The sequence below is a fragment of the Pantoea phosphatilytica genome (genome assembly GCF_051025615.1).
In the GTDB taxonomy this organism is placed as follows: domain Bacteria; phylum Pseudomonadota; class Gammaproteobacteria; order Enterobacterales; family Enterobacteriaceae; genus Pantoea.
Map to the genome: position 1 here is coordinate 830,181 of NZ_JBPFDF010000001.1, position 22,556 is coordinate 852,736.

A 22,556-nucleotide genomic window follows, 5' to 3' on the forward strand; every position below is an offset into this window, starting at 1 on the left:
TATAATTTGATTATTTTGTATAAATATAATATTTAGCGAGGTTAGAGGCTCGCGCCAGCAAGTCTGGATTTACGAGGATGATAGCTTTGCTCCGCTGGCGCAGATCAGTCTGCAGCAGGGCGAGACAGAGCATGATGCACAGATCCACTGGTTTCATAATGACGTCTCAGGTCTGCCACGCGAGCTGACGGGTGCTGACGGCAGTCTAATCTGGCGAGCCGTCTATCGTGCCTAAGGTAATACGCTGCGCACAGAGCAGGCAGCAGTGGAAGGTGCAGAGCCGATTTATCAGCCGCTGCGCTATCAGGGCCAGTATTTCGATGCGGAAACAGGTTTGCACTATAACCGTTTTCGCTATTATGATCCGGATGCGGGCAGGTTTGTGAGTCAGGACCCAATAGGGCTTGCTGGTGGGGTTAACCTTTATCAGTATGCGCCGAATCCGCTGAACTGGCTTGATCCGCTGGGGTTGACAAAGTGTAGTGCTGGTAAACCACCTTCGGCTTATTCCACCGCCTATAAAATGAAACTTTTTAAAACTTCCTATCCTGGTTTTTCACGTGGCCGACATTTTCAAGAGGCAAACGAATCGCTATTGAAAGCGATGGAGTCTGATAAAGACTTTGCACAAAATATGAAAGGGTTAGGAATAAATCTGGAGCGTACGCCTACTGGGCTGGCACCAAGACAACCTCCGACAGGCTGGACATGGCACCATGAACTTGAAGACGGGTTAATGCGGTTGGTTCCTCGTTCCCAGCACACATCTGGTAGTGAGTTCTGGAAAATATTACATCCTGATGGTTACGGTAGGTACGCCGTGTGGGGGAAATAAAATGATTTTGACTGACGTTATAAATCAGCTGGATAACCTCGATAGCGACGATACAATTTATGCGAAACCCTGGACACCTGAGACTGAGGTTGTTATCGCAACTGAACCAGATGATGGTGGCCTGCCGGATCAAGCGGCAAAAATAAATGCAGAGTATTTTATAGAAATATTCCTCGCAAAAGAGTTTTTAGAAGGCTGGCTATCGAGCTTTGATCAGAAACCTTCAATAAAAGATCAGTGCTTACGATTGATCCAGTATGCTGAAAATGATGCCTAACCAATGATAATAGCCGGAAGCGATCCCCGTGATCCTTCCGGCTTTATTTTTAGCCGCTGACCTGAGCCAGCAATGCCAGCGCCTGCTGGCGGGTCTGCTCCATCTCGCGCCGCTGTCGTGCAAGCTGCGCCTGCTCGTGTCTCAGCCGGGTCTCCTCGCGGTTGTCGGGGATCAGCAGCAGACAGCCGTCCAGCACCTTCAGGCTGACGCCGGTTCCCACCTGCCACTGACTTAGGGCAGCAATGTGTTTAACTGCTGTGTGGCGAGCCGTCTATCACAGAACAGCAGTTTATCTGGAATACTGAACATCAGCTGACCGAATCGGTGAGTACCCGCAACGGAACTGAACAGCGGACCACCTATGGCTATGATGCGTTTGGCCGCCGAAGCTGAAAACGCGATGCTTTTCGTATCACGCGCTTCATCCGGGAAGGTAATCGCCTGCTGAGTGAAGAGAGAGGCTCACGTCGGCATATCTGGATTTACGAGGATGACAGCTTTGCTCCGCTGGCGCAGATCAGTCTGCAGCAGGGTGAAACGGAGCACGATGCACAGATCCACTGGTTTCATAATGATGTCTCAGGTCTGCCACGCGAGCTGACTGGTGCTGACGGCAGTGTAGTCTGGCGAGCCGTCTATCGTGCCTGGGGTAATACGCTGCGCACAGAGCAGGCAGCAGTGGAGGGTGCAGAGCCGATTTATCAGCCGCTGCGCTATCAGGGCCAGTATTTCGGTGCGGAAACAGGTTTGCACTATAACTGTTTTCGCTATTATGATCCGGATGCGGGCAGGTTTGTGAGTCAGGATCCGATAGGGCTTGCTGGTGGGGTTAACCTTTATCAGTATGCGCCGAATCCGCTGAGTTGGGTGGATCCGCTTGGGTTAACTAAATGTGCACCAAATAAGAAAACAACTTATGAAGGTATTAGTCGTAGGGATGCATTCAGGCAGGCTAAACGTGATGCAGGAATACCAATGCATAGCCAACCGCGAGTTGATCGCGTAGATTTACTTGACGGCTATGGTAAAAAAGTTCTTGACAAAAAAGGTATGCCAGTCCAGGTAAGACAGTATCATTTTGAAGCTAAAAATGGCAAAACTGTAGTTTTGCAAGAACATAGTTTGGGACATGAAAAAGCTACTCCTTTACATGGTGCTGAACCTCACTTCAATGTGAGACCAATTACAAACTTGAATACTGGTAGTATTCCTGGCACTCACGGACATTATAATTTTTGAGGAATACCTATGAATCTCTTTGAATTTATAAAAAGAAAAGAATTTTTAAATAAAATTTATCCTGAAGGCATAGTTAGTGACGTTTACCTTGGACAGATCATGCTTGATGTGCAAGGTCGGCTTTCATTAAATATTCATATTAAGCAGAAGCCGGCAATGGATGTAAGTAAATGGGGTGTATGGGGTGAAGATTATGATGTGATTGTAATTGAATTGAATGGTTCAGGTTGTAGTAATATTAATATTATTAATTGGAATTTGGCATCCTATGCTAAGCTTGACGTTTTGAATAAGGAAGGGAAAAGATACATGCATCAGAAAAAAAATGGCTGGGAGATCTCTCTCTCTTTTGATGACTTTATATTCCAAAAGTGTAGCGTATATATCGATGGATAATGTTTATAGTATTTCATTCTGTAGCGGTGTTATCAGCATAGCGAGGATGATTATTTTTAAAATATTTTTAATGTTAGATTTTAAAAATAATTTATGTTAGGGTGGCTGGTCACTCGAAAATAAAAATAAGGATACGCTCTTTTATTCTTATATGTTATGAGAGTTTAATTTTTGCGTGGATGTGATTTTTTTCAGCACTGATTTTAAATTGATTAGATTTGATAAAGCCCAGATCTCTTTACTTTCGGAGATTTGATGAGTTTTTATAAAGATAATCACTGAAATGACAGCTGTTGCGGCAATTGTAACAGCGACCGCCTGCTGAAGGAGAAACACGTCTAATGATATCACGTCTAGATCTGACCTAATGAAAGCTTCTCTCAACTGTTACAAATGAGTCTGCACAGATCGATATAGAGTACGAATCTCAGTTCATCTTATATCGTAGAGGCGTTTCAGGTCTTTCGCTTACAATTTTATCTGGCGCACAGAGCAGGCAGCAGTGGAGAATGCAGAGCCGATTTATCAGCCGCTGCGCTATCAGGGCCAGTATTTCGATGCGGAAACAGGTTTGCACTATAAACGTTTTCGCTATTATGATCCGGATGCGGGCAGGTTTGTGAGCCAGGACCCAATAGGGCTTGTTGGTGGGGTTAACCTTTATCAGTATGCGCCGAATCCGCATTTTCGTGCAGGGTGATGGCCATATCACCACCTCGGGCGGAAAACTGAATCTGAACACGGATGGCGCGAAACCGGGCACAAGCGCACCGGGATCCAGTCATAAACAGAACATCAGTCAGGCGGTAGAGAATCTGTTCCCGCCGAAGCAGAAAGGGCAGGCGGCACCTGCTGCGCCAAAGGCTGCGGCGGCCCCGGCGACAGGGGCGGCTGCGCCCAAAAATGGTGATAACTTTTCCACTATTTCACCAATAATTTTAAGGCATGAAGGTGGTTATGCAAACCGTGCTTCTGATAAGGGTGGTCCTACAAATCATGGTATTGCCTGGAAAACGTGGAAAAAATATTCAAAAGAGGATCTTGGCGTTGAGCCAACCTTAGAAAATCTGAAAAAAATCACTCCAGAGCAGGCTGAGGTTATTTATAAGAAAAGGTACTGGGATCCAAGCGGTTTTAATGATATCAAAGACCCTAAATTAGCGTTGATGTCCTATGACTGGAGTATTACCTCTGGCGGTGCAGGTAAGCAGATTCAAAAACTTCTGAATAGTCAATATGGACAGAATTTGAAGATTGATGGAGTGATAGGACCTGATACAATTTCTGCTATGAATAGTGTAGAGGATTCAGGTAAACTAAGTAATAGTATTGCTGAAATCAGAAAGCAATATTACACTAACCTGACCATATCTGACCCAAAAAACTTACCTAACCTTAACGGCTGGATAAACAGGGTTAATGATTGTCTGGATTTTAAAGGTTAACAGAATGACTAAAATTAGATGCAGTATGGCGGTTTTATTATCAGTCTCTTCATTGTCTTCTTTTGCTTCTGATAATTTTACTGGTAACTGGAGCGGTCAGGAAAAAAATAATAACGGGTCGTTATACTCGACTTTGACGTTAAAATTAAAGCAACATGACAATAAGGTAACCGGAACTTATTGTTATGTTACCCGAAGTAGCAATAGAATTGATTGCTCTGAGGATAATAAAAATGAAAACGTCAAAGGTACGGTGAATGGAAGAAATGCTTTAATTTATTTCGACTCAGCTTTTGGCGGAGTAAAAGGCAAGGCAAATTTAGAAATTAAAAGTAATAATGTGTTGTGGAAGTTGATCGAAGATCCTCGTAATGGGGAGTTTTATGCCCCTAAAACCTACACACTCAATAAAGAAGTGAGTCAGGAAAATTTAAAGTCAGATATGAAAGTCTTTTCAACATCTGATTTCACTGTTACTTTGTTGAATGGCTGTGGGGGTTTTTATACTGCATGCGATAAAGTTAAGTACCTGGGTCTCAGGAATAAAGATGGAAAACAAATTACTCTTGAAGGTAAGACCACACAGTCTATTGGATCAAAAAAAGCCGATGGAATGATTTTTAATAATAGCGGTGTCGATTACATTGTAAGTTTTAATCCGCTTATGTTGAAAGTAGTGCAGGGAGGAAAAACTATTGTGGCGCAAACTGGTAAATGGGAATGATGATTTTCATTTTTTAAAGTAAATAAATAAAGCTTATAATACTATTTATTGATGTTATGGTTTTATCGGGTGGTCATAATTTTCCCCACCCCCGCATCTATTATTGAAAATTTGATGTTTTGAGTTTTGTGGAGGTAATTACTTTGCTTAAGAAAATGAATAAATGCGCTGGATTGTATCATGTGTGCATAATTAATATCAGGTGTCGGGGGCGCTGAACGACCTTTGGATAGCTATGAAAAATTGCTGGTTTCTCATTGATTTTCGAAAGGAAAGAAAACAGCATGAAAATGTTAACATTTTTATTTTTCCTGTTTGTGACGGTGTATTTTATCTGGACCAGCAAAATTTCCTACGGAAAAAAGACGCTGGCTGGCACGGGGAAATCTTTTGTCGCTCGACCTTAGAAAATAAGGCTGCGCCTGTTACATATTTCGGATTTGATAAATATTCTTCTGGCAGTGCTGCCAGGGATGGATTTCAGATTGCCCCAGCCTGGAGTGATGCACGGATGCGCGGAACTTTCGATACTTTGCAATTGTATAAAAATGGTAAACCCACAGCTTTCGTTCCTAAATGGGATGGTAATACTCACCCTACAAAACTAGAACCGTTTGCCTCGGCTTATCCTGAGTACGGAAGCGGCGGTGCCGTACAGTTGCATGCAAATGGACAGATTATTAATTTCGACTCAATTAAAATATTACCGGATTAAGAAAATGTATATCCTCGAAAAAAAAGATGCTGAGAAAATGTTGTTTGAACTATTAAAAAGAACATTGAAAAAACAGTCAGACATTGATTATTTGATTGATTTGGCTAGGAAAGATGAGCACTCTATTCCTATGAAAGGGATAAGGCATAAATACGATAACATGGAGAAATATATGCTAACCGAAAAAGATTGGGATGATCTTGACACATTAATGTATTTTTATGGTCCATGATTTTGATATATTAAATTATCTTCAAAATCATAATGAACTGGAAGCTATATCCAGGGTCCTTCCGTCTTTATTTTTAGCCGCTGACCAGGCCAGCATCGCTAGTACTTGCTGGCTGGTCTGCTCCATCTCCTGCTGCTGTGCAAGCGTTGTCTGCTCATGACGAAGCCGATCCTCTTCACGGCTATCGCGGATCAACATCAAACAGCCGTCCAGCACCTTCAGTCAGACGCCCGTTCCCATTTCTAACTCCGACTTAGCCAGCTACTTCCCGGCGAGGTTAACCTGCGGCATACACAACCGCGTCACCGGACTGAACGGTATCCGCTGGCAGTACGATATTCATGGCTGAACCACTGAGAAAGATGACGGCCAGACCCGCTGGCGATATCGCTACGATGGTGAGCATCGCCTGATAGAGGTCATCAGTGAGCCGCGTGACCGTAACAAGCCGCGGACTAAGGTGAGTTTCCGCTACGATCCGCTGGGACGTCGCATCAGTAAAACCAGCCAGCAGCTGCTACAGGGCAGGCCGTCGGGGAACGCCGTCACGACGCGCTTTGTGTGGGAAGGTTACCGGCTGCTGCAGGAAATCCATGACGACATTCCGCTGACCTACGTCTACAGCGACAACCAGAGCTATGAGCCGCTGGCCCGTATTGATGGTGTGGAAAGCCCGGAGATTTACTGGTTCCATAATGCGGCCAACGGAATGCCGGAGCGGCTGACAGACAGTGAAGGACAAAAAGTCTGGGAAGGGATCAACAGCCCGTGGGGCAAACTGCTGCGTGAGTCCAGCCAGCGGATGCCTGTCGTTCAGCAGAACCTGCGTATGCAGGGCCAGTACCTGGATCGGGACTATTTTGCTTCAGCAAATTTGAACATCGCTTCAGCGATGGCCCCAGGGGTGAGGCACCGCAGGTGCCGAATTAACCGGACTGCACTACAATCTGTTTCGTTATTATGACCCGGACAGCGGACGGTTTACCCAGCAGGACCCGATAGGGCTGGCGGGCGGGATCAACCTTTACCAGTATGCGCCGAATGCGCTGGGGTGGGTGGATCCGTGGGGGTTGAGTAAATGTACGGGCCGCAGCAAGTCAGATCCATATAAAGGTGTAAAGGATGCGTCGGCTTATTTAAAAAAAGTCGGCACTCCGAGAAAATTTAGAAAGCAAACGTTGGAGTCATTCGAAATAGATTCAATCAGAGTTCGTAAAGCGACTGACTCAGAATACGGGTTAAGATATTATGATGGTGTCGATGCTAAGGCGAGAGGTAGATATATTTTTGAGACATTCCCTGCTACCCGAGAAAGCCTTGCAGTGAAAACAGAATGGAACCAGATGACTAATGTGTCTCAGTTTAAAGTTAAGCCGGGTTCTGTCATTCTTGAAGGAAGGGCATCATCTCAGGGAGTTGGTTTGCCCGGTGGGCAGATACAAAAATACATAACTGATCTCAATAACTTATTAGATTTATGAAAATGACAAAAGTAAACAAGGCAGTTGCAAAGATACAAAAAGCTATTGATGAGCTGGAGAAAGCTATTGTCACTAAAGATATAAAAGTGTTATCTGTAAGTTCCGTATCTCAACTTTCCAAATTTAAGGAAACTTTTTCTATTATATTAACTATAATTAAATCGGATAATCTTCCTCCAAAAAACCAAAGAGTTATAGGTATATCAAGGATTGTAGTTGATCAATGGCCTTTTGATCTTGAGTTGGGAAGTATAATTATCGATGCAGAACAAGCTTATAAGGAAATATAGTTAAAAAAGCCGGAAGTGGTATGAATGATACTTCCGGCTTTTTACTTCAGCTGCCCATCATGGCGCCTTGTTTTGGTGAGACTGGCTTAGGTACACAATGTTTTTTACCAGAGTCAGTGTGGTCTCTAATTCATTGCGTACATTTTAAAGAAGTTAAAACAGGAAAGAATTTTGGATAAAAATTTATTAATCAATATGTTATCATCTATGGATGTTCCAGAGGATAGCTATTCAATTGATGATATATCTCATGAATCTTTATGCTTAATCTTTGAAGGGTTGCTTTGGAAGATATTCTATAGTGAAAGAGGTCAGCGTACTGACGAAAGATGCTACGCCGATGAAGAATCTGCATGTAAAGCATTTTTGGCGAGATTGAAACACATGCTGGGATGTTAAATAAGAATGTTAAAGCCTGAAGATTCTCACGAGGAATCTGTTGGCTTTAATTTTTTACCAGAGTGAAGTTGGTAGGCCGGTATTATTCTCCCCTTTCGTTGTTTAAGATCTAAGTTCGTATGCTAAGAGTCCGTCTCTTATCCTATATGCACCGCGCGTCTGGTCCCGCCGGCGCGACTTCGATTACGGCAACAACCAGATCCGTGAAGAGCGTGACGATAATCCGTTCAGCCAGACATTATGAAACTACGATAACGCTGGCCGGCTGTTGTCTCAGGACGATGCGCAGCCGGGTAATGAACAGTGGCGCTGGGATGGCGCAGGCAACCCGCTGGATCGCCATACTGTCGCCCACGTTATGCATAACCGCGTCAGCGGACTGAACGGTATCCGCTGGCAGTACGATATTCATGGCCGCACCACTGAGAAAGATGACGGGCACACCCGCTGGCGATATCGCTACGATGGTGAGCATCGGCTGACGGATATGATCAGCTAATCGCGGGGCCGTAACAAGCCGCGCACTAAGGTGGGTTTCCGCTACGATCCGCTTAGACGCCGCATCAGTAAAACCAGCCAGCAGCTGTTATAGGGAAGAACCCCGGGCAATTCCGTCACGACGCGCTTCGTCTGGGAAGGTTACCGGCTGCTGCAGGAAATCCACGACGGCACTCCGCTGACCTACGTTTACAGCGACAGCCAGAGCTATGAACCTCTGGCCCGTATTGATGGTGTGGAAAGCCCGGAGCTTTACTGGTTCCATAATGCCGCCAACGGAATGCCGGAGCGGCTGACAGACAGTGAAGGACAAAAAGCCTGGGAAGGGATTAACAGCCCGTGGGGCAAACTGCTGCGTGAGTCCAGCCAGCGGATGCCTGTCGTTCAGCAGAACCCGCGTATGCAGGGCCAGTACCTGGAGCGGGGCTAATTTGCTTCAGCAAATTTGAACATCGCTTCAGCGATGGCCCCAGGGGGGTGAGGCACCGCAGGTGCCGAATCAACCGGACTGCACTACAATCTGTTTCGTTATTATGACCCGGACAGCGGACGGTTTACCCAGCAGGACCCCATAGGGCTGGCGGGCGGGATCAACCTTTACCAGTATGCGCCGAATGCGCTGGGGTGGGTGGATCCGTGGGGGTTGAGTAGATGTTCGCTTGAGAAAAAAGGTCAAAGAATTCCCGACCATCATAAAGCAAATTTCACAGATGGTATAATCACTAATAGACAGCTTAGTGGCGATGAAATCTTTTATAAATATCATGGTAAAACCAATAGATTAGGAAGGGATTTCAATTACGTTACTAAAAAGAAATATACTTCGGAGGCAGAATTAAGGAAAGATCTGGCCATCCTAAAAGAATGGGGCGTTAGGATAGATCGGGTTACAACCTTCAAACCTCAAAAAGGAACATGGATCACTGAGGGTACTGCTGCTCCGCAAATAAGTACTAATAGATTGGAAGTTCTGGAAGGCGGAGGCTATCAAGGACTGATAAGCATCAAGGAATTAGCAAAATCCACAATAATTAGAACAGATAGAGTGAGTTTCTAATAATATGAATATACAAAAAGCCATTGAAACGTTAATTGAACTTATCGCCTTAGTAGAAGGGAGGAACAAGTCACAAGGAAAGGAATTGTACAAGTCAGCATTGGATTTTTTAAAAGATGAAAGTTGCTCAAATATTGATTTAGATATTTTGTACAGGAATTTTTGTGGGTATCTGGCTCATGGTGAGTTTGATGAAGAAGAATATCAAAAGGTATTGCAATTGATCAGTTTTTTAAAGAAATGAAATCTTATTTTCTCATCACTGCCTACACTGATGAGGGCGACAGGACCTAAGTAAAGGGCTGCAGCATTGGCCGCTGTCTGACACTGAGTGGAGCCAGCAGGGCGAACTGGCGTGGGCGTATGACGCGCTGGGTAACTGTAACTGTACTGCCCTGACGCTGCCCGATGGTCGCAACCTGAAGCAGCTTTGTTACGGTTGCGGCCATTTACTGAGCATCGCGCTGGACAACCTGCCGGTCACGGAGTTTACCTGTGACACGCTGCACCGGGAACTGAGCCGCACGCAGGGCGGCCTGACCATGCGCAGTGAATATGACCGGTTAGGCAGACTGCGCCGCCGTGACGTGTTCAGGGGTGACGCGCAGCGTCCTGCACCGCGCGTCTGGTCCCGCCGGCGCGACTTCGATTATGGCAACAACCTGATCCGTGAAGAGCGCGACGATAATCCGTTCAGCCAGACATTGTGGAATTATGATAACGCCGGCCGGCTGTTGTCACAGGACGGTGCGCAGCCGGGCAATGAACAGTGGCGCTGGGATGGCGCAGGCAACCCGCTTGAGCGTAATACTGACGCACATGTTATGCATAACCGCGTTACCGGACTGAACGGTATCCGCTGGCAGTACGATATTCATGGTCGTACGACTGAGAAAGATGATGGCCAGACCCGCTTGCGCTACCGTTACGATGGCGAGCATCGCCTGACGGAGGTCATCAGTGAGCCGCGTGACCGTAACAAGCCGCGGACTAAGGTGAGTTTCCGCTACGATCCGCTGGGACGTCGCATCAGTAAAACCAGCCAGCAGCAGCTGCAGGGAAGAGCGGCTGGCAGCGCCGTCACGACGCGCTTCGTGTGGGAAGGTTACCGGCTGCTGCAGGAAATCCATGACGACATTCCGCTGACCTACGTCTACAGCGACAGCCAGAGCTATGAGCCGCTGGCCCGTATTGATGGTGTGGAAAGCCCGGAGCTTTACTGGTTCCATAATGCCGCCAACGGAATGCCGGAGCGGCTGACAGACAGTGAAGGACAAAAAGTCTGGGAAGGGATTAACAGCCCGTGGGGCAAACTGCTGCGTGAGTCCAGCCAGCGGATGCCTGTCGTTCAGCAGAACCTGCGTATGCAGGGCCAGTACCTGGAGCGGGGCTAATTTGCTTCAGCAAATTTGAACATCGCTTCAGCGATGGCCCCAGGGGGGTGAGGCACCGCAGGTGCCGAATCAACCGGACTGCACTACAATCTGTTTCGTTATTATGACCCGGACAGCGGACGGTTTACCCAGCAGGACCCGCCAGGGCTGGCGGGCGGGATCAACCTTTACCAGTATGCGCCTGGGTGGATCCGTGGGGGTTGAGCAAGTGTAGTTTAGCTTCCAAAATGGTTAAGTCAGTTAATGGTCGGATGCCAATAAATAGTAAATTTTCGGGAAAGATGTATCCTATTGAAAGTCTGCCTGTTGAAATAAGAAATAAATACCCACATAGTGTCCCCTTTAATCATGCAGGATTTCCTGACTTTAGCAGATATTCTATAAGAAATGTTTGCATTGAACTTGGTAGAACTCGTGGTATTGACTTTGCTCGGGCGGATAAAGCTGCAGGTTATAGCAGAGGCAATTCAAGGCCAGATGATTATACTTGGCACCATCATCAAGATTCTGGTTATATGCAATTAATACCGACTGATATACATGCAGCTGTAAAACATACTGGCGGCATAGCTACGGGAAAGTGATTTTATGACAAAAATACTTGACTCAAAAGATATGGTAAGTGAACAAGAGTTAGTTAATGTGGAAAAGCAGCTAAACATTAAACTGCCTGATAGCTATAGGGATTTTTTAAAAAAACACAATGGTGGATACCCTCAACCGGATGGATTTGACTTTGCTAGTGGTGATGATGGGTCAAGTGTTGATCAATTTTTGGAAATTAGCGATTCGAAAAATGCAAACCTCATGACTTTTTTTAATAAGTATAAAAATCGCATTCCTAAAAACTACGTCCCAATTGCTATAGATCCGGGAGGCAATCTTATTCTAATCGGTGTTAATGGTGAAAAAGCTGAAGTTTATTTTTGGGACCACGAAAATGAAGTTGATGACGGAGATGTTCCGGGAATGGAAAATATGCATTTAATAGCATTAAGTTTTTATGATTTTATTAACAACCTTTATGAGATTGAAGTCTGATCAATCAAAGCCGGGAAAGTTTTATGCACTCTTCCCGGCAATTTTTTATCTGCCAATCTGCTTTAAGGGTAAAAGTAATTTTTAGATTTGTATGTGATTAATTATTATAAGCTATATTGTCAGTGCCATGGGGCACTGATGCGGTTTAGTAAGGTAGTGCCTTTAGTCACAAATTCTGTTTTATGAATGATATTAGCCCTGGATAAAAAATCACTTTTATCTGAAACAGATAAAATAATTGATAATATTGAAGTGGTTATGAAAATTGAGCGAAAAGAACATTTGCGAACTTTTATTAATGATCTTGAGCGTTTGAAAGCGAAAGTTATTAATAATGAAATAAAGAATAATCCGTTAAGAGGCTTTGCCCGTCGTTATGCAGAAATGTATAACGACTACCTTCATCCAATTACAGATGTTTTGGATAGAATGGAAAAAGCAGTCGATAGCTATTTAGAAAGAGAAGTATAGTTAAAAAAGCCGGAAGCGATCCCAATGATCCTTCTGGCTTTTTATTTTAGCCGCTGACCTGGGCTAGCAACGCCAGCGCCTACTGGCGGGTCTGATCCATCTCCTGCTGCTGTGCAAGCGTTGTCTGCTCATGACGAAGCCGATCCTCTTCACGGCTATCACGGATCAACATCAAACAGCCGTCCAGCACCTTCAGTCAGACGCCCGTTCCCATTTCTAACTCCGCCTTAGCCAGCTACTTCCCGGCGAGGTTAACCTGCGGCATACACAACCGCGTCACCGGACTGAACGGTATCCGCTGTCAGTACGATATTCATGGCTGAACCACTGAGAAAGATGACGGCCAGACCCGCTGGCGATATCGCTACGATGGTGAGCATCAGCTGACGGATATGTTCAGTGAGCCGCGTGACCGTAACAAGCCACGCACTAAGGTGAGTTTCCGCTACGATCCGCTGGGACGTCGCGTCAGTAAAGCCAGCCAGCAACTGTTATAGGGAAGATCGTCCGGGAACGCCGCAACGACGCGCTTTGTCTGGGAAGGCTACCGTCTGTTGCAGAAAATCCACGATGGCACTCCGCTGACTTACGTTAGAGCGACAGTCAGAGCTATGAGCCGCTGGCGCGTATTGATGGTGTGGAAAGCCCGGAGATTTACTGGTTCCATAATGCCGCCAACGGGATGCCGGAGCTGCTGACAGACAGTGAAGGGCAAAAAGCCTGGGAAGGAATTAACAGCCCGTGGTGCAAATTGCTGCGCGAGTCCAGCCAGCGGATGCCTGTCATTCAGCAGAACCTGCGTATGCAGGGCCAGTACCTGGAGCGGGACTAATTTGCTTCAGCAAATTTGAACATCGCTTCAGCGATGGCCCCAGGGGGGTGAGGCACCGCAGGTGCCGAATCAACCGGACTGCACTACAATCTGTTTCGTTATTTTGACCCGGACAGCGGACGGTTTACCCAGCAGGACCCGCCAGGGCTGGCGGGCGGGATCAACCTTTACCAGTATGCGCCGAATGCGCTGGGCTGGGTGGATCCGTGGGGTTGAGTAAGTGTGAAACAGGCTTTCTATATCGGGGTGATAAAAGGCCGCCCAATGTTATTTTTCGTGAAGGATTCAAGCCTCTTGGCGATAGCTCTGATCTTCTTTTGCATGCAAGAGATAACAGATCACCACCAAGCAATTTTATAAGTACATCATCTGATATTGAGGTGGCACAAAATTTTGCTGCAAGAGATGAGCAAAAAGGGTTCGTTTATGCAATCCGACAACAAAAAATGCTATTGATGTTAATAAAACACTCGGTAAAAATACTCCATTTCCTGATGAGGTGGAAATGGCTGTTCCTGGCGCTATTTCTAATAAAGACATTCTCGGAGTCACTCCGGTTAACGAAGATGGCAGCTTTGTAGGGTTTACTTTTATAAATTTTTTAGGAGGATAAGTTGAATTTAAAAAAGATAAATTTACTTTGTATGATCAGTGGCGTTGTCAATGAAGTAGAAGTTCATCTGATTAATGATGCTAAGTGCATTATGAAAGTTTTTATTCAGGATGAGCGGCAGCTGAGTGCTGAAGGCGATGATTTTTTTGAATGCTTAAAAAAAATAAGAGAGTTAGAAAAAGGTATAGTTTATTATTGCAAGGGTGCTAAGCTAAATGTCATTCCCTCCAGAATGACAAGGCAAATGTCTAAAGGGTTGAGCGCTTATGAAACAACTTTAGGCGTTCCAGCTCGCAAAGAGAATTTGGTTAATATCTTTGATTATGAGGATAAAGGTTTATCTTCAGATCCAGCAGAGCAAGATGAATATGAAGCGAAATGGTTTTCATCCTTGAGTAATTGAAATTTATTACTCCATTGTAAATGGGAACGCTTACTGAAGCAGTGAGCGCAACATCAATGGGAGCCGAAATCGCCTCGACCGTACTTTCCTATGGCGTAATTATTATAGCAGGCATGGCGGTTATCGGGGCTTCAGCAATGCTATAACCGCTGATAGCAGTAACGTGCTTTTTAGCATCTTAACTCCTGCTACAGGGTCGCGAAATACATCAGTCAATGGTCAGGATTTCATTATGTTTGCTTTTAACTGCCGGACACAGCGCCTCGCCTGCGTTGTCCGGCAGCGTCGTATTAAATAACGCCTATCTTTCCATGTTCTGTCATAGCGGAACAGCCGTTTCGCCACTTCCTCCATATCATCAATTTTTCTTTCGAATCTGAAAGTAAAAAAATCCACGCAATTGCGTGGATTTAAACGATTTTCGCTGACCTGACAAGATTCAATGAAACCTTATGAATCCAGCAAGTTTAACTCAGACGTTAAACAGGAAGTTCATCACATCGCCATCTTTGACAATGTACTCTTTCCCTTCTGAACGCATCTTGCCGGCTTCTTTCGCGCCCTGTTCGCCTTTAAAGGCGATAAAGTCTTCAAACGCGATGGTCTGGGCGCGGATAAAGCCCTTCTCGAAGTCGGTATGGATTTTACCGGCAGCCTGTGGTGCCGTCGCGCCGACCGGGATGGTCCATGCACGAACTTCTTTCACGCCTGCGGTGAAGTAGGTCTGCAGGTTCAGCAGGGCGTAACCGGCGCGGATCACGCGGTTCAGGCCTGGCTCTTCCAGTCCCAGCTCAGCCATAAACTCGTCCCGATCTTCATCTTCCAGCTCAGCGATGTCCGACTCAACCGCAGCGCACACCGGCACCACAACCGAACCTTCTGCTTCGGCGATAGCGCGAACCTGATCCAGATAGGGGTTGTTCTCGAAACCATCTTCATTGACGTTGGCAATGTACATGGTCGGCTTCAGGGTCAGGAAGCTCAGGTAGCGGATGGCGGCTTTCTCATCCGCATCCAGGTCCAGCGAACGCAGCATGCCCGCTTCAGAGAGGTGCGGCAGGCACTTCTCCAGCGCAGCCAGTTCGGCCTTCGCATCTTTATCGCCACCTTTGGCTTTCTTCTGCACGCGCTGAATCGCACGTTCACAGGTGTCGAGATCGGAGAGCGCCAGTTCGGTATTGATCACGTCAATATCTTCCGCCGGGTTCACTTTACCTGCGACGTGGATAATGTTGTCGTTCTCAAAGCAGCGAACGACATGGCCAATCGCTTCGGTTTCGCGGATGTTCGTCAGGAACTGGTTGCCCAGGCCTTCGCCTTTCGACGCGCCTTTCACCAGACCGGCGATATCGACAAATTCCATGGTAGTTGGTACCACGCGCTGCGGCTTCACGATCTCAGCGAGCTGATCGAGACGCAGGTCAGGCATTGGCACTACGCCCGTGTTTGGCTCAATGGTGCAGAAGGGGAAGTTAGCCGCTTCGATACCCGCTTTGGTCAGCGCGTTAAACAGAGTGGATTTACCGACGTTCGGCAGGCCCACGATACCGCATTTGAATCCCATGGTTTAATACCCTTTATGACTGGATGGACAGTGCGCCAGAGGGCGAACTGTCGGAGACGAATGGAAAATTTCGCGCATTATACACGGAAACGCGATGATTCGGGCGTTTAAGCCGGTTTGAAGGCGTGCAGCCGGTTCATCGCCTTGATGCGATCCTCTTTCAGCCACAGTTCGGTGCAGCGCGCCGCTTCATCTATGGCATCATCGATCAGCTTCTGCTCGCTGGCTGGCGGCTTGCCCAGCACAAATCCGGTCACCTTGTTGCGGTCGCCAGGATGGCCGATGCCGATGCGCAGGCGGTGAAAATTGTTGTTGTTGCCCAGTTTGCTGATGATGTCTTTCAGGCCGTTATGACCGCCGTGGCCGCCGCCCTGCTTGAACTTTGCCACACCAGGGGGGAGATCGAGTTCGTCGTGCGCCACCAGAATCTCCTCCGGGGCAATACGATAAAAGGTCGCCATGGCCGCGACCGCCTTGCCGCTCAGGTTCATAAAGGTGGTCGGCACCAGCAGGCGCACATCTTCTCCGGCTATCGCCAGGCGGGCGGTGTAGCCATAGAATTTGCTTTCCTCTTTCAGTGACTGATTGTGACGTTCAGCCAGTAAATCCAGATACCAGGCACCCGCGTTGTGACGCGTGGCGGCATATTCAGCGCCCGGATTGGCGAGGCCTACAATCAGTTTAATGCTGCTCACAATGATTATCCTGCTGTTATTGCGAAAGGGCGTTAGTTTACTGCGCCACAGCCGAGATGACAAAGCCGAAGCAGTGAAATGGTTCACTGCAGTGATTAATCATTTTCTATCTGAATCAACAGGCTGCCTTCAGGGCCACGCAATCCTTTATGGCTGATGTGTGATCCAGTACGCAACGTTCAGGTCAGCCATTGCCTAAACTTATGACACTTAACATTGTGTGCGGTTCTTAACCTGTATGGATGGAGGTTCAGCATGAAACATCAACACTGCCGTATGGCGGGTAACAGTTTGATGGTACTGGGATTAGTCACGATGGTTCTGGGCGTGGGCGTCTCCATTGCGAACCAGCTGCCTGCCCTGAACATGCCGCAGATCCTGGCGCAGGGTGCCATCCTGAGCATCTTTATTGGCGCACTGCTGTGGCTGGTGGGGGCACGCGTCAGTGGTCGTGAAAAAGTGGAAGATCGCTACTACTGGCTGCGTCATTACGATAAACGCTGCCGTCGGTCACCCAACTCCCACCATTAATTACCAGTAACTGGTAGCGGATGCTGCGCGGTGCGGTTCCGGCCGCTGGCCTTAGCGTAATAGAGCGCCGCGTCCGCCAGTGCCAGTAAATCATCAAATCCCTGCTGCGGATGCGTAACCGTTGCAAAGCCGATGCTGACCGAATAGGCGACAGCGTCGGGCCGTGATGCACAGACCGCCAGGCGAATCGCTTCACACCAGATTTCAGTTTCTCTTGCCGCCGCCGGCAGTATCGCCGCAAACTCCTCACCGCCCATACGGGCAAAGCGTCCTTCAGCCGGTAACAGCGTTCTGACAACCTCGCAGAAATGAATCAAGACTTTATCCCCCTGCTGATGGCCATACTGGTCATTGATGCTTTTAAAATGATCCAGATCGAACAGGATGGCGCTGTAGGGGCGGTTCTGTCGCCGGCATCGCATCACAATCTTCTCCGCTTCATTAAACAGAGCGCGGCGGTTCCACACACTGGTAAGTGGATCATGCAGTGAAGTCTGTTTCAGCGCTATCTGCATCCGCTCATTGACCATGGCCAGAATGGTAAATGCCAGACCAATGACAAACAGAATGGACTCCAGGATGACATAAACCGAAAAGTCTGAACCGCCAATCGCCCCCGGCTTTGAGCTGGGGATCGCGCTATCCAGAAACAGACGCGCCAGATGAAACAGCAGATGGATCCACAGCAGTAACTGTGCGGGCCAGAAGGTGACTCTCAGGGTCTCGCGGGCCTGCCACATCAGCTGAATCAGTGCCGCGGTATAAAGGATGCAGGCGATGCAGAGTACCACCACCCGTCTGGGCAGACTGTCGTAGAACGCCGGGAAACAGCAGAGAAGCGCCCAGAGCAGGGCACCCAGCAGCCAGTGATGACCGGCTGGTTTACCGCAGAAGTGCCGGAACGCATTCAGCAATGTGCCGTAGGCGAGCATCACCAGAACGTTGCCGACAGCCACCGGCAGGAAATGCAGACCACTGCTGCGCAGGCTGCTCAGAAACACGGAGAGCAGGGTGAAGATCAGCGACAGGCTGGTAAACCCCAGCACGCGATCGCGCTGCGAACCCAGCCATGCGAACACCATGATAATGCTCAGAAACCCCAGTACATAGAGCTCGCAGACAAACAAAGTATAAATATCGAGGCGCATGGTGATGGGTTTCTGATGAGAAATGGCGCTGCAAATTACCATTTAATGCTACAGGGCAGAAGCGGGGAACACCGGGTTTTATGAAAAGAGTGAGAGGCGTCAAAAAGCGGCGGTTTTAAGGAAATTTATCGCGCGAATATCCGAAAAGGGAGCGCGTTAATCCGGGAGCGGGCAAAAAAAACCGGGCACGGGGCCCGGTTTAACGAAGATTAATGCTCGAACATGGCCGAGATAGACTCTTCGTTGCTGATGCGGCGAATTGCTTCGGCCAGCATACCAGACAGGGTCAGCGTGCGGACGTTCGGCAGGGACCGGATCTCTTCAGAAAGCGGGATGGTATCGCAGACGATCACCTGGTCGAGTACCGACTTACGCAGGTTTTCAACGGCGTTGCCGGAGAAGATCGGGTGCGTGGCGTAGGCAAATACGCGTTTAGCACCACGCTCTTTCAGCGCTTCAGCCGCTTTGCACAGCGTGCCGCCGGTGTCGATCATGTCGTCGACCAGCACGCAGTCGCGGCCAGCAACGTCACCAATGATATGCATCACCTGAGAAACGTTCGCGCGAGGGCGACGTTTATCGATGATGGCCATATCGGTGTCGTTCAGCAGTTTAGCGATAGCACGGGCACGTACTACGCCACCAATATCGGGAGAAACAACAATCGGGTTTTCCAGACCGATCTGCATCATATCTTCCAGCAGGATAGGGCTGCCAAATACGTTATCAACCGGGACGTCGAAGAAGCCCTGGATCTGCTCGGCGTGCAGGTCAACCGTAAGAACACGGTCAACTCCGACGCTGGAAAGGAAGTCTGCCACTACCTTGGCGGTGATAGGTACACGCGCGGAACGCACGCGGCGATCCTGACGGGCATAACCAAAGTAGGGGATGACTGCGGTAATACGACCAGCAGAAGCACGACGCAGCGCGTCGACCATCACAACCAGTTCCATCAGATTATCGTTGGTGGGAGCACAGGTGGACTGGATGATGAAAATATCACCACCGCGTACATTTTCGTTAATCTGTACGCTCACTTCACCATCACTGAAACGACCGACAGCGGCGTCTCCCAGACTGGTGTAAAGGCGGTTGGCAATACGTTGTGCTAGTTCCGGGGTGGCGTTACCAGCAAATAGCTTCATATCAGGCACGAGAAGAACCTCAGGCTTTGCGTCCAGAGAATGAACGGCATGATTGTAACCGGCGCATACAATCATGAGCGTTCACACGGGTGTGTTGATGCGAAAGGTGCAGTGTCCGGAACGTGGTGACACTGTCACGCATTCGCTAATCGCCCTGCAGAGTGCGCTGTAGCGGCGAAACGTTTACGCCCCGGGCTACAAATCCGCGCACCCCCTGCGGGGCAAGCTCCAGCACCTGGCGGGCAGCAGACTCGGTGTCAAATTCAGCAAACACACAAGCGCCTGTGCCAGTCAGGCGTGACGGCGCGTATTCTAGCAGCCAGGAAACAAGCTCATCAACCTCACGAAAACGTTTTCTTACCACTGCTTCACAATCATTGGTGAAGGGTAAGGCTAAAAGCGCCGATAAACTGCGCGATGGTGTATCCCGTGTCAGTTCAGGATCGTTAAACACCTGCGGCGTGCTGATGTGAACGCCGGGGTGGGCGACCAGATACCATTTCTCTTCCGGCGCGGCGGGCTGCAGCTCTTCGCCCACGCCCTGCGCAAAGGCCGCGAAGCCCTGTACGAACACGGGCACATCTGCGCCCAGCGTCACGCCGATCGCCGCCAGCTCATCCGGGGTAAAACCGGTCTGCCACAGATGATTCAGCGCGACCAGTACGGTGGCTGCATCCGAAGAGCCGCCGCCCAGGCCGCCACCCATGGGCAGCTGCTTTTCGATGGCAACCTGCGCGCCCGCGCGTGCAGGCAGGCTGTTTTTCGCCTGCGCCGCCTGTTTCAGCCGCTGCGCGGCACGCACAATCAGGTTGTCGGCATCCGCGACGCCCGGCAGCGGCGTTAACAGCGTAATGGCATCGCTGTCATCAACGGTGATCTGCAACCGGTCGCCATAATCGAGGAACTGAAACAGCGTCTGCAGGTTGTGATAGCCGTCGGGACGACGGCCGGTGATATAGAGAAAAAGATTCAGTTTTGCCGGAGCGGGCCAGTGGGTAATCATTGAACGGTCCAGCCGTCCATACGCAGTTTGATACGCTGGTCACCCTCTTTCAGCTCCAGGCTGGAGGGCAGCGGCGGGGTGACCTTGCTGTCGTAACCGGCGATGGAAACCTGCCAGCTCTGACCGTCGCGGCTGTAGTTCAGGCTGCGCAGCTGATAGTTTTCGTTAAGCTGGTAGTCGGTGGCGTCACCCGGCAGGCCCATCATCCACTGGCGCAGGTTCGCCAGCGGAATATTCATGCCGGTGAGCTGGGAGATCATCTTCTGCGCATCGTTACTGACGTAGCGTTTGCCCTTGTTGTCGACGATCTGCACCACCGAACCCTGCGCATCCAGCTGCAGTTCGGTGCTGCCGAGCGGGTTAGTCAGCAGAAGGCGATAACGATCGGGCGCGGTCTGCTGCCAGTTGAAGCGGGCGTAGACCTTCTGCCTGTCGGAGAGGTAGGCAAAGGCGCCGCGCGTCTGATAATGCGTGACCTTTGAGACCGCCTGCTGATGCTGTTGCCACTGTGGCGCGGTGACGCTGGGGCCGGGACCTTGCGGTTTGTTGACGCTACAGGCCGCCAGCAGAACGCTGGCAAGGGGCAAAAGGCGCAACAGATTGCGTGGTGAAGTAAGCATCAAGTGGTCATCTCCTCGGACACATTGATTATTCGTAACGGATAACGCTAACCGTCCCGGTTTTAACCGTCAATGCTGTTATGCAGCAAATTGCGGTTGATCAGGTTAATCTTATTACAGTCATAGCCTTTGTATGGCTTTTCTTGATCTGCCGCATCTTGTAGAATGCGCATCACAAAACCCTGACATTATTGGGACATCCCAACCAAAACTACCATGACGCTGCTCGCTCTCGGAATCAACCACAAGACCGCCCCCATTGCTCTGCGCGAACGTGTTTCGTTCGGGCCGGAGACGCTTGAGCAGGCATTAAACAGCCTGTTATCACAGCCAATGGTGCAGAGCGGTGTGGTGCTGTCCACCTGTAACCGGACCGAGCTCTACCTGAGTGTAGAGCAGCAGGCCGATTTACAGGCGCGTCTGGTGAGCTGGTTGTGCAATTATCATCAGCTGAATGAAGAGGATGTGCGCAACAGCCTCTACTGGCATCAGGATAACGAGGCTGTCAGCCACCTGATGCGCGTTGCCAGCGGACTCGATTCACTGGTGCTCGGCGAGCCGCAGATCCTGGGTCAGGTCAAGAAAGCTTTTGCGGACTCCTCACGCGGTCAGGCGCTGAGCAGCGAACTGGAACGCATGTTCCAGAAAACTTTCTCGGTCGCCAAGCGCGTCCGCACGGAAACCGATATCGGGGCCAATGCGGTGTCGGTGGCGTTTGCCGCCTGTACCCTGGCGCGTCAGATTTTCGAATCACTCTCATCGGTCAACGTATTGCTGGTGGGCGCGGGCGAGACCATTGAGCTGGTGGCGCGTCATCTGCGTGAACATCAGGTCAAAAACCTGATCATCGCCAACCGGACCCGCGAACGCGCCGAAACGCTGGCGTCAGAAGTGGGCGCTGAGGTGATCACGCTGGCAGAGATCGACGCCCGCCTGGCCGAAGCGGACATTATTATCTCCTCCACCTCCAGTCCGTTACCGATTATCGGCAAGGGGATGATGGAGCGCGCCCTGAAAGCGCGACGCAACAAACCGATGCTGCTGGTCGATATTGCCGTACCGCGCGATGTGGAGCCGGAAGTGGGCGATCTGCCTAACGCCTATCTCTACAGCGTGGACGATCTGCAGGCGATTATCGAGCAGAACCTGGCGCAGCGTAAAGCGGCGGCGGTGCAGGCCGAAAACATCGTCGTGCAGGAAAGCAGTGAATTTATGGCGTGGCTGCGCTCGCAGGGTGCGGTCAATACCATCCGGGAATACCGTTCTCAGGCGGATGAGATCCGTGCTGAGCTGGAAGGCCGTGCGCTGCAGGCCCTGCAACAGGGCGGCGATCCGCAGAAAATCATGCAGGAACTGGCGCACAAGCTGACTAACCGTTTAATCCATGCTCCAACCAAATCACTTCAGCAGGCCGCCCGCGACGGCGATAATGAACGCCTGCAGATTTTACGCGACAGCCTGGGTCTCGATTAGGCACACCGCTGTCGCCACCTGTTACGGGAATC

General features: G+C 49.2%; 23 protein-coding genes and 10 pseudogenes. 24 read left to right on the forward strand and 9 right to left on the reverse strand.

Translation table 11 applies throughout. The annotated features are described in order from the left end of the window. Window positions 1-22: 22 nt before the first annotated feature. Window positions 23-835: pseudogene (locus tag ACR6AS_RS04155) on the forward strand (RHS repeat-associated core domain-containing protein); the annotation flags it as partial. A 1-nt stretch (window position 836) separates the two neighbouring features. Beyond that, window positions 837-1,112 (forward strand): hypothetical protein, encoded by a 276-nt coding sequence (locus ACR6AS_RS04160; RefSeq protein WP_434161224.1) that lies wholly within the window; start codon window positions 837-839, stop codon window positions 1,110-1,112. A gap of 49 nt (window positions 1,113-1,161) precedes the next feature. On the opposite strand, the pseudogene ACR6AS_RS04165 reads toward ACR6AS_RS04160, so the two are convergent. Beyond that, window positions 1,162-1,332, reverse strand: a pseudogene (locus ACR6AS_RS04165) (SymE family type I addiction module toxin); the annotation flags it as partial. Window positions 1,333-1,388: 56 nt separating this feature from the next. Here ACR6AS_RS04165 and ACR6AS_RS04170 point away from each other — a divergent pair. From ACR6AS_RS04170 to ACR6AS_RS04200, 7 genes and pseudogenes are all read left to right on the forward strand, one after another. Continuing rightward, window positions 1,389-2,351, forward strand: a pseudogene (locus tag ACR6AS_RS04170) (RHS repeat-associated core domain-containing protein); the annotation flags it as partial. Window positions 2,352-2,360: 9 nt separating this feature from the next. Next, complete coding sequence (locus ACR6AS_RS04175; protein ID WP_418797349.1) at window positions 2,361-2,747, forward strand: hypothetical protein; 387 nt, start codon at window positions 2,361-2,363, stop codon at window positions 2,745-2,747. A 520-nt stretch (window positions 2,748-3,267) separates the two neighbouring features. Beyond that, window positions 3,268-3,426 (forward strand): annotated as a pseudogene (locus ACR6AS_RS04180) (RHS repeat-associated core domain-containing protein); the annotation flags it as partial. Continuing rightward, entirely contained in the window at window positions 3,395-4,192 is a 798-nt protein-coding gene (locus ACR6AS_RS04185; protein ID WP_434161966.1) for a glycoside hydrolase family 108 protein, read from the forward strand. The pseudogene ACR6AS_RS04180 and the gene ACR6AS_RS04185, both read left to right, overlap by 32 nt. 4 nt (window positions 4,193-4,196) lie before the next feature. Then, window positions 4,197-4,916, forward strand: a complete 720-nt coding sequence (locus tag ACR6AS_RS04190) for a hypothetical protein (RefSeq protein ID WP_434161227.1) — start codon at window positions 4,197-4,199, stop codon at window positions 4,914-4,916. A gap of 235 nt (window positions 4,917-5,151) precedes the next feature. Continuing rightward, window positions 5,152-5,631 (forward strand): hypothetical protein, encoded by a 480-nt coding sequence (locus ACR6AS_RS04195; protein ID WP_434161230.1) that lies wholly within the window; start codon window positions 5,152-5,154, stop codon window positions 5,629-5,631. 4 nt (window positions 5,632-5,635) lie between these two features. Further along, window positions 5,636-5,863 (forward strand): hypothetical protein, encoded by a 228-nt coding sequence (locus ACR6AS_RS04200; protein ID WP_434161232.1) that lies wholly within the window; start codon window positions 5,636-5,638, stop codon window positions 5,861-5,863. A gap of 27 nt (window positions 5,864-5,890) precedes the next feature. On the opposite strand, the gene ACR6AS_RS04205 is transcribed toward ACR6AS_RS04200, so the two are convergent. Next, on the reverse strand, window positions 5,891-6,061 hold the full coding sequence (locus tag ACR6AS_RS04205; protein ID WP_434161235.1) for a hypothetical protein: 171 nt from the start codon (window positions 6,059-6,061) through the stop codon (window positions 5,891-5,893). Between the two features lie 91 nt (window positions 6,062-6,152). Between ACR6AS_RS04205 and ACR6AS_RS04210 the strand changes: the two are divergent. The 11 genes and pseudogenes from ACR6AS_RS04210 to ACR6AS_RS04260 form a co-directional block, all read left to right on the forward strand. Beyond that, window positions 6,153-7,344, forward strand: a pseudogene (locus ACR6AS_RS04210) (RHS repeat domain-containing protein); the annotation flags it as partial. Next, complete coding sequence (locus ACR6AS_RS04215; protein WP_434161237.1) at window positions 7,341-7,634, forward strand: hypothetical protein; 294 nt, start codon at window positions 7,341-7,343, stop codon at window positions 7,632-7,634. The pseudogene ACR6AS_RS04210 and the gene ACR6AS_RS04215, both read left to right, overlap by 4 nt. Window positions 7,635-7,805: 171 nt before the next feature. After that, complete coding sequence (locus ACR6AS_RS04220) at window positions 7,806-8,033, forward strand: hypothetical protein (RefSeq protein WP_233499020.1); 228 nt, start codon at window positions 7,806-7,808, stop codon at window positions 8,031-8,033. A gap of 148 nt (window positions 8,034-8,181) precedes the next feature. Further along, window positions 8,182-9,588, forward strand: a pseudogene (locus tag ACR6AS_RS04225) (RHS repeat domain-containing protein); the annotation flags it as partial. A gap of 4 nt (window positions 9,589-9,592) precedes the next feature. Then, entirely contained in the window at window positions 9,593-9,832 is a 240-nt protein-coding gene (locus tag ACR6AS_RS04230; protein ID WP_111142208.1) for a hypothetical protein, read from the forward strand. A gap of 52 nt (window positions 9,833-9,884) precedes the next feature. After that, window positions 9,885-11,566: pseudogene (locus ACR6AS_RS04235) on the forward strand (RHS repeat-associated core domain-containing protein); the annotation flags it as partial. A gap of 4 nt (window positions 11,567-11,570) precedes the next feature. Further along, window positions 11,571-12,023, forward strand: a complete 453-nt coding sequence (locus ACR6AS_RS04240) for an SMI1/KNR4 family protein (RefSeq protein ID WP_434161239.1) — start codon at window positions 11,571-11,573, stop codon at window positions 12,021-12,023. Window positions 12,024-12,209: 186 nt separating this feature from the next. Continuing rightward, complete coding sequence (locus ACR6AS_RS04245; RefSeq protein ID WP_434161242.1) at window positions 12,210-12,494, forward strand: hypothetical protein; 285 nt, start codon at window positions 12,210-12,212, stop codon at window positions 12,492-12,494. Window positions 12,495-12,757: 263 nt separating this feature from the next. Beyond that, a pseudogene (locus ACR6AS_RS04250) lies at window positions 12,758-13,321 on the forward strand (type IV secretion protein Rhs); the annotation flags it as partial. Window positions 13,322-13,398: 77 nt separating this feature from the next. Further along, window positions 13,399-13,539 (forward strand): annotated as a pseudogene (locus ACR6AS_RS04255) (RHS repeat-associated core domain-containing protein); the annotation flags it as partial. Continuing rightward, window positions 13,539-13,703: pseudogene (locus tag ACR6AS_RS04260) on the forward strand (scabin-related ADP-ribosyltransferase); the annotation flags it as partial. The pseudogenes ACR6AS_RS04255 and ACR6AS_RS04260, both read left to right, overlap by 1 nt. On the opposite strand, the gene ACR6AS_RS04265 reads toward ACR6AS_RS04260, so the two are convergent. Beyond that, a complete protein-coding gene (locus ACR6AS_RS04265) occupies window positions 13,681-13,866 on the reverse strand; it encodes a hypothetical protein (protein WP_434162024.1) in 186 nt (61 codons plus the stop codon). The pseudogene ACR6AS_RS04260 and the gene ACR6AS_RS04265 sit on opposite strands and share 23 nt — an antisense overlap. Between ACR6AS_RS04265 and ACR6AS_RS04270 the strand changes: the two genes are divergently transcribed. Together ACR6AS_RS04270 and ACR6AS_RS04275 are read left to right on the forward strand one after the other, a co-directional pair. Then, window positions 13,832-13,939, forward strand: coding sequence for a hypothetical protein (locus tag ACR6AS_RS04270; protein ID WP_434161245.1), 108 nt, complete (start codon window positions 13,832-13,834; stop codon window positions 13,937-13,939). The genes ACR6AS_RS04265 and ACR6AS_RS04270 overlap by 35 nt on opposite strands. 1 nt (window position 13,940) lies before the next feature. Next, complete coding sequence (locus ACR6AS_RS04275; protein ID WP_434161247.1) at window positions 13,941-14,342, forward strand: hypothetical protein; 402 nt, start codon at window positions 13,941-13,943, stop codon at window positions 14,340-14,342. A gap of 472 nt (window positions 14,343-14,814) precedes the next feature. Here ACR6AS_RS04275 and ychF read toward each other — a convergent pair whose 3' ends face one another. Both ychF and pth read right to left on the reverse strand, forming a co-directional pair. Continuing rightward, window positions 14,815-15,906 (reverse strand): redox-regulated ATPase YchF, encoded by a 1,092-nt coding sequence (gene ychF, locus ACR6AS_RS04280; RefSeq protein WP_111140260.1) that lies wholly within the window; start codon window positions 15,904-15,906, stop codon window positions 14,815-14,817. A 107-nt stretch (window positions 15,907-16,013) separates the two neighbouring features. Beyond that, a complete protein-coding gene (pth, locus tag ACR6AS_RS04285; RefSeq protein WP_111140259.1) occupies window positions 16,014-16,601 on the reverse strand; it encodes an aminoacyl-tRNA hydrolase in 588 nt (195 codons plus the stop codon). A 255-nt stretch (window positions 16,602-16,856) separates the two neighbouring features. On the opposite strand from pth, the gene ychH reads away from it, so the two are divergent. Then, window positions 16,857-17,132 (forward strand): stress-induced protein YchH, encoded by a 276-nt coding sequence (gene ychH / locus ACR6AS_RS04290; protein ID WP_111140258.1) that lies wholly within the window; start codon window positions 16,857-16,859, stop codon window positions 17,130-17,132. Here ychH and ACR6AS_RS04295 read toward each other — a convergent pair. The 4 genes from ACR6AS_RS04295 to lolB all read right to left on the reverse strand — a co-directional run bounded on the left by ACR6AS_RS04295 (window position 17,129) and on the right by lolB (window position 21,051). After that, window positions 17,129-18,280, reverse strand: coding sequence for a GGDEF domain-containing protein (locus tag ACR6AS_RS04295; protein ID WP_418797352.1), 1,152 nt, complete (start codon window positions 18,278-18,280; stop codon window positions 17,129-17,131). The genes ychH and ACR6AS_RS04295 overlap by 4 nt on opposite strands. Before the next feature lie 209 nt (window positions 18,281-18,489). Continuing rightward, window positions 18,490-19,437, reverse strand: coding sequence for a ribose-phosphate diphosphokinase (gene prs / locus ACR6AS_RS04300; protein ID WP_111140256.1), 948 nt, complete (start codon window positions 19,435-19,437; stop codon window positions 18,490-18,492). 136 nt (window positions 19,438-19,573) lie between these two features. Further along, entirely contained in the window at window positions 19,574-20,431 is an 858-nt protein-coding gene (ispE, locus tag ACR6AS_RS04305) for a 4-(cytidine 5'-diphospho)-2-C-methyl-D-erythritol kinase (protein WP_111140255.1), read from the reverse strand. Continuing rightward, window positions 20,428-21,051 carry a lipoprotein insertase outer membrane protein LolB gene (gene lolB / locus ACR6AS_RS04310; RefSeq protein WP_111140254.1) on the reverse strand — a complete coding sequence of 208 codons (624 nt, stop codon included), beginning with the start codon at window positions 21,049-21,051 and terminating at the stop codon, window positions 20,428-20,430. The genes ispE and lolB overlap by 4 nt, the downstream gene beginning before the upstream one ends. Before the next feature lie 216 nt (window positions 21,052-21,267). Between lolB and hemA the strand changes: the two genes are divergently transcribed. Beyond that, window positions 21,268-22,524 carry a glutamyl-tRNA reductase gene (gene hemA / locus ACR6AS_RS04315; RefSeq protein WP_128084708.1) on the forward strand — a complete coding sequence of 419 codons (1,257 nt, stop codon included), beginning with the start codon at window positions 21,268-21,270 and terminating at the stop codon, window positions 22,522-22,524. The last annotated feature ends 32 nt before the right edge of the window (window positions 22,525-22,556 follow it).

Excerpts from the sequence above, each read along its gene's own strand:
- hemA (WP_128084708.1), top strand. The coding sequence starts at position 21,268 with ATGACGCTGCTCGCTCTCGGAATCAACCACAAGACCGCCCCCATTGCT.
- ACR6AS_RS04195 (WP_434161230.1), top strand. The coding sequence starts at position 5,152 with ATGAAAAATTGCTGGTTTCTCATTGATTTTCGAAAGGAAAGAAAACAG.
- ACR6AS_RS04245 (WP_434161242.1), top strand. The coding sequence starts at position 12,210 with ATGATATTAGCCCTGGATAAAAAATCACTTTTATCTGAAACAGATAAA.
- ACR6AS_RS04215 (WP_434161237.1), top strand. The coding sequence starts at position 7,341 with ATGAAAATGACAAAAGTAAACAAGGCAGTTGCAAAGATACAAAAAGCT.
- ACR6AS_RS04265 (WP_434162024.1), bottom strand. The coding sequence starts at position 13,866 with ATGTCTTTATTAGAAATAGCGCCAGGAACAGCCATTTCCACCTCATCA.
- ACR6AS_RS04175 (WP_418797349.1), top strand. The coding sequence starts at position 2,361 with ATGAATCTCTTTGAATTTATAAAAAGAAAAGAATTTTTAAATAAAATT.
- ACR6AS_RS04240 (WP_434161239.1), top strand. The coding sequence starts at position 11,571 with ATGACAAAAATACTTGACTCAAAAGATATGGTAAGTGAACAAGAGTTA.
- ychH (WP_111140258.1), top strand. The coding sequence starts at position 16,857 with ATGAAACATCAACACTGCCGTATGGCGGGTAACAGTTTGATGGTACTG.
- ACR6AS_RS04200 (WP_434161232.1), top strand. The coding sequence starts at position 5,636 with ATGTATATCCTCGAAAAAAAAGATGCTGAGAAAATGTTGTTTGAACTA.
- ACR6AS_RS04270 (WP_434161245.1), top strand. The coding sequence starts at position 13,832 with ATGGCTGTTCCTGGCGCTATTTCTAATAAAGACATTCTCGGAGTCACT.
- ychF (WP_111140260.1), bottom strand. The coding sequence starts at position 15,906 with ATGGGATTCAAATGCGGTATCGTGGGCCTGCCGAACGTCGGTAAATCC.
- ACR6AS_RS04230 (WP_111142208.1), top strand. The coding sequence starts at position 9,593 with ATGAATATACAAAAAGCCATTGAAACGTTAATTGAACTTATCGCCTTA.
- ACR6AS_RS04160 (WP_434161224.1), top strand. The coding sequence starts at position 837 with ATGATTTTGACTGACGTTATAAATCAGCTGGATAACCTCGATAGCGAC.
- ACR6AS_RS04190 (WP_434161227.1), top strand. The coding sequence starts at position 4,197 with ATGACTAAAATTAGATGCAGTATGGCGGTTTTATTATCAGTCTCTTCA.
- ispE (WP_111140255.1), bottom strand. The coding sequence starts at position 20,431 with ATGATTACCCACTGGCCCGCTCCGGCAAAACTGAATCTTTTTCTCTAT.
- ACR6AS_RS04205 (WP_434161235.1), bottom strand. The coding sequence starts at position 6,061 with ATGTTGATCCGCGATAGCCGTGAAGAGGATCGGCTTCGTCATGAGCAG.
- ACR6AS_RS04295 (WP_418797352.1), bottom strand. The coding sequence starts at position 18,280 with ATGCGCCTCGATATTTATACTTTGTTTGTCTGCGAGCTCTATGTACTG.
- lolB (WP_111140254.1), bottom strand. The coding sequence starts at position 21,051 with ATGCTTACTTCACCACGCAATCTGTTGCGCCTTTTGCCCCTTGCCAGC.